At 51.5% G+C, this 13670-nt stretch carries 12 protein-coding genes and 1 pseudogene; 10 read left to right on the top strand and 3 right to left on the bottom strand.

All coding sequences use genetic code 11. The features are described 5' to 3' along the window. Nucleotides 1-97 precede the first annotated feature (97 nt). Nucleotides 98-946: a bifunctional hydroxymethylpyrimidine kinase/phosphomethylpyrimidine kinase gene (gene thiD, locus ACSR9A_RS15240; RefSeq protein ID WP_473758052.1), complete on the top strand. Its 849-nt coding sequence runs from the start codon at nt 98-100 to the stop codon at nt 944-946. 99 nt (nt 947-1045) lie between these two features. Here the strand turns inward: thiD and ACSR9A_RS15245 are convergent, their stop codons facing one another. Continuing rightward, a complete protein-coding gene (locus ACSR9A_RS15245) occupies nt 1046-1285 on the bottom strand; it encodes a DUF6953 family protein (protein ID WP_445933793.1) in 240 nt (79 codons plus the stop codon). A gap of 274 nt (nt 1286-1559) precedes the next feature. Then, the gene (locus ACSR9A_RS15250; RefSeq protein WP_473758053.1) at nt 1560-1967 is read right to left on the bottom strand and encodes a GNAT family N-acetyltransferase; all 408 of its coding nucleotides are present in this window, start codon (nt 1965-1967) and stop codon (nt 1560-1562) included. A gap of 391 nt (nt 1968-2358) precedes the next feature. On the opposite strand from ACSR9A_RS15250, the gene ACSR9A_RS15255 reads away from it, so the two are divergent. From ACSR9A_RS15255 to ACSR9A_RS15295, 9 genes and pseudogenes are all read left to right on the top strand, one after another. Next, nucleotides 2359-4500 carry a methyl-accepting chemotaxis protein gene (locus tag ACSR9A_RS15255; RefSeq protein ID WP_473758055.1) on the top strand — a complete coding sequence of 714 codons (2142 nt, stop codon included), beginning with the start codon at nt 2359-2361 and terminating at the stop codon, nt 4498-4500. 124 nt (nt 4501-4624) lie between these two features. Further along, nucleotides 4625-5278, top strand: a complete 654-nt coding sequence (locus ACSR9A_RS15260; RefSeq protein WP_473758056.1) for a hypothetical protein — start codon at nt 4625-4627, stop codon at nt 5276-5278. Between the two features lie 305 nt (nt 5279-5583). Further along, nucleotides 5584-6693, top strand: a complete 1110-nt coding sequence (locus ACSR9A_RS15265) for an iron-containing alcohol dehydrogenase family protein (protein WP_473758057.1) — start codon at nt 5584-5586, stop codon at nt 6691-6693. 56 nt (nt 6694-6749) lie between these two features. Continuing rightward, nucleotides 6750-7811, top strand: coding sequence for an ABC transporter substrate-binding protein (locus ACSR9A_RS15270; protein WP_473758059.1), 1062 nt, complete (start codon nt 6750-6752; stop codon nt 7809-7811). 27 nt (nt 7812-7838) lie between these two features. After that, nucleotides 7839-8627: an ABC transporter permease subunit gene (locus ACSR9A_RS15275; RefSeq protein WP_056035890.1), complete on the top strand. Its 789-nt coding sequence runs from the start codon at nt 7839-7841 to the stop codon at nt 8625-8627. Between the two features lie 11 nt (nt 8628-8638). Further along, entirely contained in the window at nt 8639-9403 is a 765-nt protein-coding gene (locus ACSR9A_RS15280; RefSeq protein WP_473758061.1) for an ATP-binding cassette domain-containing protein, read from the top strand. Between the two features lie 172 nt (nt 9404-9575). Further along, the gene (locus ACSR9A_RS15285; RefSeq protein ID WP_473758062.1) at nt 9576-11678 is read left to right on the top strand and encodes a methyl-accepting chemotaxis protein; all 2103 of its coding nucleotides are present in this window, start codon (nt 9576-9578) and stop codon (nt 11676-11678) included. Between the two features lie 193 nt (nt 11679-11871). Beyond that, nucleotides 11872-12009 (top strand): annotated as a pseudogene (locus ACSR9A_RS15290) (YiaA/YiaB family inner membrane protein); the annotation flags it as partial. A gap of 84 nt (nt 12010-12093) precedes the next feature. After that, a complete protein-coding gene (locus ACSR9A_RS15295) occupies nt 12094-12285 on the top strand; it encodes a YiaA/YiaB family inner membrane protein (RefSeq protein ID WP_052737008.1) in 192 nt (63 codons plus the stop codon). 444 nt (nt 12286-12729) lie between these two features. Here ACSR9A_RS15295 and ACSR9A_RS15300 read toward each other — a convergent pair whose 3' ends face one another. Then, on the bottom strand, nt 12730-13605 hold the full coding sequence (locus ACSR9A_RS15300; protein ID WP_473758063.1) for an SDR family oxidoreductase: 876 nt from the start codon (nt 13603-13605) through the stop codon (nt 12730-12732). Nucleotides 13606-13670 lie beyond the last annotated feature (65 nt).

Here is a 13670-nt window from a genome sequence, read left to right on the forward strand (position 1 = left end):
ATATTTCTCGGAGTGAAACGCGCCGCGCCGCTGAAGGGCGGTGACAGCCGTTTCACCTTGGTTCTGTATTTGATGAAGAGAGGGACGTGAGCAAAACATGAGCGTACATGAGAATGGGCAGGCACCACGCAGCGTCCCGACTGCTTTGACGATTGCGGGCTCGGACAGCGGCGGCGGGGCGGGCATTCAAGCGGATCTGAAAACCTTTCAGGAGCTTGGCGTATTCGGCATGTCCGCGGTGACCGCGATTACTGCGCAAAATACGCTCGGTGTGCAGGGCGTATTTCCGCTCAGCGTGGAAGCCGTTGTGCAGCAAATGCATTCGGTCGGCTCGGATATTGGCGTCGATGCGCTGAAGACGGGCATGCTGTTCAATAGCGAGATCATTACGGCTGTTGCCGCAACGATTGCCGAGCTTGGCTGGAAAAATGTTGTCGTAGACCCGGTTATGATCGCCAAAGGCGGAGCCTCGCTGCTGCAAGAGGAAGCTATCCGGGCGATGACGGACAAGCTGCTGCCTGTAACGACGGTAATTACGCCGAACATACCGGAAGCGGAGAAGCTGACGGGCATTGCAATTGTCACGGCGGAAGATAAGCGGGAAGCGGCGAAACGGCTCGCTGGATATGGAGCGGGCTACGTTATTATTAAGGGCGGCCACGATACGGGCGAGGAAGCTATCGATCTGCTGTATGACGGCAGCGGCTTTACCGAGCTCGCAGGCAAACGCGTTGCAACGGCCCGCACGCATGGCACGGGCTGTACCTTTTCGGCGGCGCTTGCGGCAGGACTTGCCGAAGGAGCGGATATGGAAGCGGCGATGCGCCAAGCGAAAGCGTTTATTCAAGCGGCCATCGAGGACGGCATTCAAATTGGCGGCGGGCATGGACCGACGAACCACTGGGCGTACCAGCGCAGCAAGCGGGCAATGAAAGCTCCCCTATAGTAGAAAAAGCTATGCGGCTTCCGGTTATGTTCAAACCGAAGGTTGCATAGCTTTTTTTACGTACTTGCTGCATATCTGTTGTCTAGCTGCGTCTACCGGCTAAGTCCAGCCCCAGAAAAAACCTTCACGGTCCCAGGCTGCCTTGCCGCCATGGCCTTTTTTGAACGCTTTTTTTACTTCCTTGTCGATCGACGTATTCCCTTGCTCATTCACGTATATGAACTGCTCTCCAAAATGCTCTGTAATATGGGCAACGGCCTTCTCCTGATGAAGAATGCCGGCAAACTTCAGCTCTCCGAGCATCCAATCGGCTACATCCTGTGCGGTATGGCTCAACATATCTCTTCCTCTCTATTTCACAGCTCTCGCCCACTATTATAATCAACGGCAGCGCATATGCCAAATTTACAGCAGGCTTACTTCAAAAGCATCCACATAAACGGCGGTGCCGGTCACTTCGATGAGCCGTTCATCCAGCTTCTGTTAGCATCATGTCAGAAGCTAAGTTATAAAACAATTAATTCTTTCTGTCATCATAAAGACTGCCGACAGTTGCCGACAGTCCATGCAAATGGTTAAACCGTTTGAAGCAGACGTATTATTTCACCATCTATTACTTCTTCACTAACTTTTTAAACCCTAAAGATTCATATAACTTTCCCGCAATTTGATTATCTGGTCGATGTCCAATCATTATTCTTATACCATGCGAAATACGCATAAATTGAATCAAAGCTTCCATTGCTGCCTTGCCATAACCTTTGCCTTGATGCGTTTCGTCAATCATTATGGCAGGAATCCAATAGTTATCATCCTTATTTGGTTTCGTACAAAATACGAGAAATCCGACTAAGACTTCTTCTGAGTAAATAGCACGCAATTCAAAATCATAAACATATTTTGATTCTGCAATCCAATAAACCACAGGTGCAGGAAAGACATTAAGCTGCTCTGGCTTAACTTTAAGCTGGGTACATTCATACCAATTCTCAATAGACACTGGCTTTAATACAACTGCCATACGAAATTCCTCCCAAATTTTACTCCGCAGAGGAATTCCACCTCTACGATTATTTCGTAACCTTCCTTAAAAAAATGGCAACATGGCTATGGTTCATACCACATCACTCCTCTCAAAATTAAAAACTCTAACGTAGACTATTCGTTTCTTATTTAATATATCCTTTTTTTATTAAGGAAGTTAAAGCTAGGCATGACAATCGGATGTCACAGGTTAACACTTTATCCCATTGATTCCTTGTCTGATGTAAGCCTTGCATCAACATTTGTCGAAATGAGGGAGGAATCTCCACCCACTGCGACTTTTCCTTAAGTTTTACTAAACATTTGACCGTCTATAACCGATATTTCTATTCATGAATAGTAATTAAATAAATAGGCGGGTGGGTCTCATGTTTTTTAAATTATTAAGTCCTTTCACAGCTCTTATGTCCAAGTTGAAGTATGCACAGAAGTTCATGGTCGTTAGTGCTCTGTTTATGATCCCGCTGGTCATGCTGCTTGTTCTATGGGTTAGCGAGCAGCAAGGAAACATTGAGTATATTCAAAAAGAACATGACGGCGTGGCTTATATTAAAGATATAATGCCGCTTATGCTCCAAGTGCAGCAGCACCGTGGGCTATCATCCGGCTTGTTGAATGGAAATCCTGATGCCAAGGCAGATGTAGATGCCAAATCACAGGAAATAGCTGGCTTGATTCAAACGATAGACCCAGGTATGAAAGCGTCAAACATGGCGGGGGTGCAGGAGCTGTGGGAGACCTGGAAGCAGCAGTGGACACAATTGGATTCGAGCAACGCTACGATGAAGGCTGATGACAGTTTTGACAACCATTCCACGCTTGTATTAGATTTAACCAATATTATGATCAAGCTCGCGGATGAATCTGGCCTGTCTCTTGATACGCAGATGGATTCTTATTATTTGGGTTCTATGTTTGTGCAGCAAATTCCTGCGCTCATGGAGCATGCGGCTATTATTCGCGGCAAAGGAAATGGTGTGCTTACCAGCAAAGCAATGGGGGATGACGAAGAAATCAAGCTTCGTTTGGAAGCGGAAATGATCAATTATTCCCTGACGAATATGAATAAGTCGCTGAGCAGCGCTTTAGGCTGGAACGAGGCACTGATACCGTCATTGGAGAAAAGTGGCGCGATGACGGCGACATCGCTCAAAAGCTTTGTGGCACTGCTTAAAACAGGTGTCCTTAACGGCTCTAACTTGACCATGGATGGGGCGGAGTTTTTCAAGTCGGGAACGGCGTCGATTGGTGTGTTAAACGACTTTTATGTTCAGGTGAATACAGAGCTTGAGCAGGTGCTCCAGCAGCGTATCAATGAGCTGACGGCGACTCGAAATATGCTGCTTGGCTTGACGGCTCTGTCCCTACTGCTCGTGGCTATGTTCTACATGGCTTTCTACCGTAATGTGATGGTAACGGTGGCCGCACTCCGTAATCGTGCGGATGCGATGGCGAAAGGCGACTTTTCCAAAGAACTCAATTTGGAAACACGGGATGAGCTGCGTCAGGTCGGCCTGTCATTTAATGAAATGATTCGCTCCTTGAATGGGCTGCTGCGGAGAAACCAGATCGTATCTGAGCAGGCAGCGGCTTCGTCGGAGGAGCTCACAGCCATTTCACATGAATCGACGCAGGCGATGAAGCAAATTGCCGAGTCGATTCAAGGGGTGTCCGAAGGAACGGACGTACAGCGCGTATCGGCGGATGAAACGTCGAAAGCGATGAATGAAATGGCGGTTGGCATTACTCGCATCGCCGAAGCAGCTTCAGAAGTGGCGGACGCTGCGGTCAAGGTGACGGGCAACGCTCAAGTAGGCGAAGAGCAGCTTGGACAGACGGTACGCCAAATGAACAGTATTCAAGCATCGGCTGTTCGTTCGGGAGAGGTCGTCTCCAAGCTGGATGAGCATTCGGCGCAAATTGGCCAAATCGTGCAAGCGGTAATGGCAATAGCCAAGCAGACGCAGCTTTTGTCGCTGAATGCGAATATTGAAGCAGCGAGAGCTGGCGAGCATGGCCGGGGCTTTAGCGTCGTAGCCTCCGAAGTGGGCAAGCTGGCCGAGCAGACGAGCGAGTCGGTGCAGACGATATCTGAGCTGGTCAGAGATATTCGGACGCTGGTGAGCGAGAATGTGAAGGCGATGAGCGACATGAAATCGGAGACGGCTTCTGGTCTTGCCTCTATTGAGCAGGCAAATACGACGATTGGCGATATTTTGCATGAGGTTCGCTCGATGAGCGATCAAATTCAGGAAGTGTCGGCAGCCGCCGAGGAAATTTCCGCAGGCATGGAAGAGGTCACGGCATCGGTTGGCGAAGTAGCGAACATCTCGAATAAAACGTCGGATGAGGCGGAAACGATGGCCGCAGCTACGGAGGAGCAGCTTGCGTCGATGGAGGAAATTCAAGCATCGGCGGAAGCGCTGCGCGATATGGCCCAGCAGCTGCAGGATGATCTCAGTCATTTTGTGCTGAGCAGCGAGGACACACAGCAAACGAAGGCTGGATAGCGCGGAATCATGGATAATGCTCGGGCTGTGCAGACAGTATGAGCATTATCCTTTTTTTGTATTTTGCTAGAGTGGGATGGTAGAATTGGAGCAGCATTGAAAAGGATGTAAAGGAGGGCAAGTAATGAGATTTGTGAAAAGAACATTGATTTATATATTGGTCGCGATTCCGCTCATATTTCTATTGAATTATTTAAAGGTTGAAGGGCCGGCAGCGATTGTCATTATATTTTTAACGTTTTTGGCTGTGACACTGGGCCCGTTATTTTATACGATTTTAGGGACGAGAAACTTGGTGAAAATCGAGAGGTTTCTGCTCGCGAACCGCAGCATACCCAGTTATTATATCAACTACACGGTAGCCAATCGTTTGGATGACGAGTTTGATGCGACGATGGCGAAGCTGCTCAAGCAGTACAAGCAAAAGAATAAACAGGCGCTGTTCAAGACGCTCCAAGCTCACTATAACAAGGATATTCAAAATGTTTTACACGAAATTGAGCTGATTCAGCCGGTGGAATATAGGCATTATTATCAAGCTTATTATGACATCGAGAGAAGAGAGTTCGCTGAGGCTCACGATCATATAAACCGAATCTCTAAGGCATGGATGAAGCAGTCGCTGCTATCTTACATGGAGTATAAACAGGGCAATCGGCCAAGGGCAATTGAGCTGGCGGAGGAAGCGATGCGGGCAGCAAGGGGGCTCCAGCTGTATGTAATGGTGAAGACATTCGAACGGGAGTATCCCGAGTTAAGGCAGCAGATGGAGAAGTGACGCTCGTTATGGTCGCGGGGCATTCTAGACAGATCGTATAGAAACGAATGAGCCGTAAAGGGGAAAAGATGCAGAACAGGCCGTTGCTAAAGCAGCAACGATGTCCGTTCTGCATTTTTTTTCGCTGGCAAAAGCGTTCGCGCGATTATAGATTTTTATAATCGACTAATAGATTATTTCTGGGCTGATGCCGATTGACGATTGGCTAGGGGTAACCTATACTTGCCTAAATACAAGTAAACAACTATGAATAATGAGTATAAAGTGCTATGCAGCTGATTACAAACAAGGGGGCCCGCAAACAAATGGTACAAGTAAAAGCACCAAATCAATATGTAAACGAGCCGAATGCATGGGCAGAAGGTGGAGCGAAAATTGCAGAAATCGGCAGCAAGCTCTTTATAATCGGCGGGGAAAAAGCGCTTGAAGCAGCGGCTCCGCTGCTTGCCAGTCTAAATGCGGTCGATGTCACTTATCAGGTGCATCGCTTTTCCGGGCAGGTAACGACGGAGCAGATCGCAGCCTACTCGGAGCTGGCAGCGAGCCAGGATATCAACGTGCTGGTTGGAATTGGCGGCGGTCGGGTGCTGGATTTGACGAAGGCGGTTGCGCAGCGGATAAATGTGCCGAGCGTGACGGTGCCGACGATTGCGGCAACCTGCGCGGCATGGTCAGCGCTCACCGTATTGTACGACGAGGAGGGGCGCTCGGCAGGCTACTTGCCGCTGAAGCAATCCCCGCAGCTGGTGCTTGCGGATACGGCGGCGCTTGCTGCTGCACCTAAGCGCTACCTTGCTTCGGGCATAGGCGATACGTATGTGAAATGGAACGAGACGGTCGTCAATGTGAAAAAGGTTCCGGCCGACCTTGATGTACGGCTTGGCGTCAAAACGTCAGAGCTGGCGGTCGAGGTGCTGGACCACTATGCGCAGCAGGCGTATGCGAACGCGGGCGACGGCATCGTGACACCCGCATTCCATGAGGTGAGTCACGCGATTGTCTGGCTGGCCGGACAAGTGAACACCGTATCGGCAGGAGGCGCACGCGGCGCTTTGGCCCATGCCATCCACGACAGCCTGACGCAGTTTGCGCAAACGCATGGCTCGCTGCATGGCGAGAAGGTCGCGTTTGGGCTCGTTGCCCACACGCTGCTGCAAGGGCAAACGCCCGCGGAGACGGAGCGGCTTGCTGCGAAGCTGGATGCGCTTGGCCTGCCGGTTACGCTGGCGCAGCTCGGATTTGAAGAAAACGCGGATAAAATCGCTTATGACATTGCAGGTAAAGTGCCGCTTGCTGGAGCGAAAGCTGCCGAGCTGCCATTCGCCGTTCATCCGGCGGCAATCGCTGAGGCGATTATTGCAGCGGACCAGCTGGGGAAGCGCATTAGAAGCAAGGCAGCTGCTGCTTCGCAATAAAAGGCACACAATAAGGGGAAACCTTACACACGAGATCTAGAGAGGCGGAAACAACCGTGAAGAACAGAAAGAGACAGTGGCTAGGCTTAAGCATAGCAATCATCTTAGCGAGCCTGCTCGCAGCATGCGGCAATACAGGGGGGACGACGAACACAGGAGCAGCATCGGCGAGCCCAGCTGCAGCTTCTGAAAGCAGCAGCCCGGCAGCGGAAGGCGGGCCGGATTTGAGCAAAGTCACGCTGAACATCGGTCAGACGGGCTGGGAAAATCTAAAGATTGGCTTCAAGGAAGCTGGACTCGATGCTACGCCTTACAAAATCGAATTCAGCGTCTTCCAAGGCGGCAATTTGCAGCTGGAGGCCATGGCAGGCGGACATTTGGATGTCGCCTTGACGAGCGAAATCCCGCCCTTGTTTGCAGCACAGGCCGCAAACGGCGGCAATTTTAAAATTATTGCCATTCAAAAATCCAGCACGCTCCAGCAGGAGCTGCTTATTCCAAAAGGCTCGACGGTGAAATCCGTAGCCGATTTGAAGGGCAAAAAGGTAGCTTACGTCAGCAGCACAACCGCGCATTATTTTCTGCTTAAAATGCTTGAAGAAGCAGGGCTTAGCTGGACGGACATTGAGCCTGTAGCGCTGTCGACCTCCGATGGCCTCAGCGCATTGATCGGCGGCAGCGTGGATGCATTGGCTAGCTACGGCAACGCGGTCATATCGGCACGCCAAAATGGCGCAACGACGCTGGCGTCTGCCCAGAATATTTTATCCGGCAACTTCCCGATTGAAGCGAATCCGGCAGCGATTGAAGATCCGGGCAAGCATGCAGCGATTGCGGATTTCCTGAACCGTCTCAATCAGTACAATGAATGGATTCGTGCGAATCAGGAGAAATGGGCAGGCATTGTAGCTGAAAATACGAAGCAGCCTGTGGAGCAGGCGCTCCAAACGCTGAAGGACGGCGAAGCGCAGCAGCCGACTACGATTTTGCCGCCATCGGATGCAGCGATTGCTTCCCAGCAGGACATTGCCGATACGCTGCAAAAGGTCGATTTGCTTAAAAATCCGGTTGATGTGAAGACGATCTGGAGCGACGCTTTTGCGGACGCACTGAAATAATTCGGGGCCTGAAAGGAGAGCTATATTTTGCGAAAACCATCCTACAGCTTCTGGACATCCTCCTTCACGCCATGGCTGCTTCCGATTCTGCTGCTAATCGCCTGGCATGTGCTGACGGTTACGGGCATTATCGCCGCTAACGTTTTGCCGCAGCCGCTGCAGGTCATTGAGGAGCTGATCACTTCCATTAAGAGCGGCCAGCTGGCTGAAAATATTGCAATCAGCGCCCGCCGAGCCATACTGGGCTTTCTCATTGGCGGCGGAATCGGCTTCCTGCTGGGCCTTATTAACGGTTTTTCCTCAAGAGCGGAAATCGTGATGGATTCGTCGATTCAAATGCTGCGTAATGTGCCGCATTTGGCACTCATTCCGCTCGTTATTATTTGGTTCGGCATTGGCGAAGAGGTGAAGCTGCTGCTGGTCGCGCTGGGCGTCTTTTTCCCCATCTACCTCAACACCTTTCATGGCATTCGCTCGATTGACCGCGGACTTATTGAAATGGCGAAGGTGTATGGGCTGCGGGGCTTCGACTTGTATAAAGAAGTGATTTTGCCGGGAGCTCTGCCTTCGGTGCTGGTCGGCGTCCGTTATTCGCTCGGCATTATGTGGCTGACGCTCATCGTGGCGGAGACGGTAGCGGCCAATTCGGGCATCGGCTACATGGCGATGAATGCCCGGGAATTTATGCAGCTGGATGTGACGGTGCTGAGCATCATCATTTATGCGCTGCTTGGCAAGCTGTCCGACAGCATTGCGAAAATACTCGAGAGGCGGCTGCTCCAGTGGAATCCGAATTACAGCCGTGCGAAAGCATAGGAGGGGATGACATGACCGATAGCCGCAAAGGGGCACAGCTCCAGTTAAGCCGGGTACGCAAAGAGTTTGCAGGCAAGGAAGTACTCAAGGGCGTTGATCTGAAAATAGACCGTGGCGAATTTGTCGCCATCGTCGGCCGCAGCGGCTGTGGCAAAAGTACGCTGCTGCGGCTGATCGCCGGGCTGGATTTGCCGACGGAGGGCACGCTGCTGCTGGGCAGCGGCGAACAGCAAAGCGTAGGGACAGATATTCGCGTACTGTTTCAGGAGGCGCGCTTGCTGCCTTGGAAGAGTGTGCTGGACAATGTACGGATCGGCACGCCAGGCAAGGATAAGGCGAAGGCGGCGGAAGCGCTGGCGCAGGTCGGGCTTGCGGACCGCGCAGGCGAATGGCCGCATGTGCTTTCCGGCGGGCAGAAGCAGCGGGTTGCGCTGGCCCGGGGGCTGGCAAGCAAGCCGCGGCTGCTGCTGCTGGATGAGCCGCTTGGCGCGCTCGATGCGCTGACGCGCATTGAAATGCAGCAGCTGATTGAACGGCTGTGGCTGGAGCAGGGCTTCACGGTCGTTCTCGTCACGCATGATGTGAGCGAGGCCGTTGCGCTGGCAGACCGGGTTATTTTGATTGAGGAAGGCGTCATCTCTCTCGACAAGCGAATTACGCTAGACCGGCCGCGCAGCCGGGACAGCGGATTTATATATTTTGAAAACCTTATTCTAAATAAGGTGCTTGGCAAAGAGGAAATACCACTACAGAAGAAGGTTAGCTATACGATATAAACAGCAGTCAACAGGCGGCTGCAACCGAGGACAAAGACTTAGTTCATACGAACTAAGTCTTTGTCCTTTTATATTCATTTCAGTGGTTTTTCAGCCGATAAAGGAAGAAGAAGGTAAAAATAGAAAAATGAAAGTCCTTCTTGAGAAGGATTTCATAGGAGGCAGGAGTAGGATGAGTAGCATTCGTATTCGCATCATGCTGGCAATTATTATTTTTGCAGTGTTGTCTGGAACGATTGTAGGGTTTACGGGTTTGTATACTAGCAATAATATTCTGGAGCGCTACTCGCGAGATAATGCAGAGCTGACGGTCGACAGCGCCGCTGGCGAGCTGGATTCCAAAATCAATGCCATTCAAAATTCAGTCGATGGCTTGGCGATAACCGCTGTATCCCTGCTGAATGATTTGGAGCGCTTCAAGACAGATGGCGAGTACGTTACAGAGTATGAGGAGACGCTGCGCCCGATTGCTGCACAGTTTGCGGAAGAGACGGAAGGAGCAATGTCCTTCTATATTCGATTTAATCCTGCGTTTACTGCTCCGACCTCCGGCATTTTTCATGCGGACTCGGATGACAGCGGCAAGATGCAGCAGCTGACGCCAACCGATTTCAGCCAATACGATCCTAGCGATACCGCTCATGTAGGCTGGTATTATCTCCCTGTCCAGTCGGGCAAGGCGATGTGGCTTGACCCATACCGCAATGAGAATATTGGCGTCGATATGATTAGCTATACGGTGCCATTGTTTAAAAATGGAGAATCCGTCGGCATTGTGGGGATGGATATTCGTTTTGACCTTTTTCAAAGCTTTCTAGGCGACATTCGTACGTTTGATGATACCTATGCGCTTCTGATTAATGCTAGCCAGAAGCTGCTTATTGATCCTGTCCATACAGAGGCTGCTGTGCTGAAAGATGTGGATGAGGCCTTTTCGCAAAAGGTAGGGCAGGAGCCCAGAGGTGTCATGCTTACACAGTGGGGCGGAGAAGAGACGCTCGTTTCCTATGCGAATTTGTCGAATGACTATACGTTAATTGTGGCATCGCCCACCCATGATATTTATCAGGAGGTTAACCATCAGACGTGGCTCATTCTTTATTTGCTGCTGGGCGTCATTGTGCTCGCTGTGCTGACCGCACTCCTTGTAGGCTCGCGCATGGTGCGGCCGCTGAAGCGAATCGTAGCGGATATGGAGCTGGTCAGCGCCGGACAGCTGGATGTGCAGTCTCGCTATACAGGCAAGGATGAAATTGGACGCATTGGCAGCGGGTTCAATCATATGGTGCAGCAGCTGCGCCGCTTGACGGGCAGCATTAAAGAAACGACCGTGGAAATCGGCCAGTCGTCCCATACGCTGCTGGCCGTATCGCAGCAGACGACGGCTGCGGCGCAGGAAATGACCGCATCGGTCGCGGAAATTGCCAAGGGCAATCGGTCGCAATCGGCGATGCTGGCTTCCTGTGCGGATACCGCTACAGAGCTTGCGGATCAAGCTTCTGCGCTGCGCGAGCAGACGGAGGAGGTATGGCAGGGCATCGTGCAGATGAACGAGGGCAATGAGCAGGGGCTTGCCTTGATGCAGGAGCTGGGAAGGCGCAATGACAGCAGCAATGAGGCGACGCAGCAGATCGGCGAAATTATTAGCGATTTGCGTAGCAAGGCGGAAAGCGTGAATCAAATTTTGACGACGATTAGCGGCATTGCCAAGCAGACCGGCATTTTGGCGCTGAACGCTTCGATTGAAGCTTCCAGAGCGGGAGAGTCGGGTCGCAGCTTCGCTGTCGTAGCGGAGGAAGTGGGCAAGCTTGCCCAGCAGTCGCGTGAGGCGACGGAAGAAACGGTGGCGCTCATTTCAGGTGTGCAGCAGGATATCGGGAAAACCGTTGGCTCTATGGCGGATGTGAGGGAGCAAAGCAGCAGGCAATCCGAGGTGGTGAAGCAGATGGATGAAGCGCTGCGCCACATCTCACTGTCCGTATCAGGCAGCACGCGCCAAATCAAGGAGAGCAGCGAGCATATTGCTAAGCTTAGCATCGGTGTCGGCCAAGTGCATGAGCAGCTTGGCAGCCTTGCCGTTATTGCGGCGCAGAGCAGCGATTTGTCCAATCAGGTGGCTGAGGCGGTGGAGGAGCAGACGGACGGCTTCGAGCAGGTAACCGCCGCTGCCGAGCAGCTTGGCGAATTAGTGGAGCGGCTGGATAGTGCCGTTCAAGCTTTTCATGCAGAAGGTAACGGATTGGCAGGGAGCGAGCGGGAAGGAAGCGCTGTGTAAGCTGATTGCATCGTATTAGCAGCTGGTACTAAGAGAAGATGGTACTATTTATTCCAGCGAAAACAGGTAAGATAAGGCTATCAAACAAATAACCGCAAGGTTATACGGGAGGACGCCTATCATGGAAAATCAAATGCCTGTTCGCAAATCAATGAACTTTTACCGTCGCCGGAATACACCAACTTATACGTTTATGGCTTGGGGAGCTTTTGTACTCGCATTCGCCTTTGAATTTATCGGCATTTATACGCTCAATCAGCCGCTTTCGGTTCAGGGCTACTACGCCGTAACAGGAATCTTGCTCGTCATTACTTCTTTTACGCTCCAGAAGCTTGCCCGCGACAATGATGAGGATAAATTTCTGAAGGAACAAAATCCTTCCTATCGCAATCGCAACACGCCAGCCTTTACATTCATGGCTTGGATCGGCTTTATCATTGCTGTGCTTGCGCAATACATTGGCTTGTACACGCTGGAGGAGCCATTCTATGTAAAAGGCTACTATGCTATTGCCGGAGCTTTCCTGATTGTAGCTTGCCTCGTGCTTCAGAAAACGGTTCGCGATAATGAAGAGGACAAAGTGCATTTGGGTCCGGAAGAGGAGTAAGACCGGTGCATTCTAGGGCATGTATGCAAATAGCATGCAAATAGCATGCAAATGTAAGCGAGCCAGCTCATGATCCTATTATTTGGCGGACCCAGCAGCCGCTATTTCAACGGAATTACGAGTTAAGGAACAGGCTCCGGACCCAGAAGCCGCTAATGCGCTGCTGTTGGCCATTTTGACAAGAAAATGAGGGTGATAACGGCTTTCCTGTCCGCCTACGGCCGGAATTCGGATTAAAAGCCAGAATAGCGGAACCTCAGTCCGTCAAAAAAAGAGGGAGCGTCGCGAGCTGTATTTCTTCAGCAAGACTCGGATGCTGCGGTTCTCAAGTGGGCAGGCTGCATGTAAATGAAAAGTGCACTTCTCAGAATTAGGTATTGGAAAAGTCTGCGTAAGCTGGCGCTAATCCAAAATCATTCTGGGAGGTGCACTTTTATTTTTTTATTACCCGTTAATAATTTCCCCGCCGTTGACATGCATCATCTGTCCGGTGACATAGCTGGAGTCATCCGATGCGAGATAGACGTAGGCGGCGGCAAGCTCGGCAGGCTGGCCGGGACGTTTCATCGGCGTATCACCGCCGAAGGTGGCGACCTTCTGTGCGTCGAAGCTGGACGGAATAAGCGGCGTCCAGATGGGGCCCGGTGCGACGCCATTGACCCGAATGCCTTGGCCTGCCAAATTGGCGGATAGGGCGCGGGTGAAGGAGACGATCGCGCCTTTGGTGGCCGAATAGTCGATCAGCGTCTCATTGCCGCGATAGGCGGTAATCGATGCCGTATTAATAATGGATGCGCCTTGCTTCAAATGGGCGAGCGCCGCTTTCGTCAAATAAAACATCGCGAATACGTTGGTGCGGAACGTAGCGGTAAGCTGCTCCGCCGTAATATCCTCAAGGCGCTGCTGCACATGCTGCTCTGCAGCGTTATTGACGATGATGTCGAGCTTGCCGAATGCCTGAACCGTCTGCTCGACCGCTTGTTGACAGAAGGCTTCATCGCCGATATCGCCAGAAATCAGCAGGCAGCGTCTGCCAAGCTGCTCAATCTCCTGTTTTACAACCTTCGCGTCGGAGTCCTCTTCCAAATAAACGATGCTGACATCGCAGCCCTCCATTGCAAAAGCGATCGCTGCGGCACGTCCAATTCCGCTGTCCCCTCCGGTAATAATCGCCGCTTTGCCCATCAGCTTTCCAGCAGCCTTATAAGTTGCGGATTTATAGACAGGCTGCGGATGCATAACGGATTCCAGTCCAGGCTGCTGATCCTGATGCTGGGGCGGCAGCGTCTGGGCTGGCGCTTGTGTTGTAGATGGACTCATCCTATAACCTCCTTGTAATGGCGCGGCATGCGCCTGTAACAAAACGTTCTTATTGTGGAATAAAC

The organism is Paenibacillus sp. R-74696 (assembly GCF_055814915.1).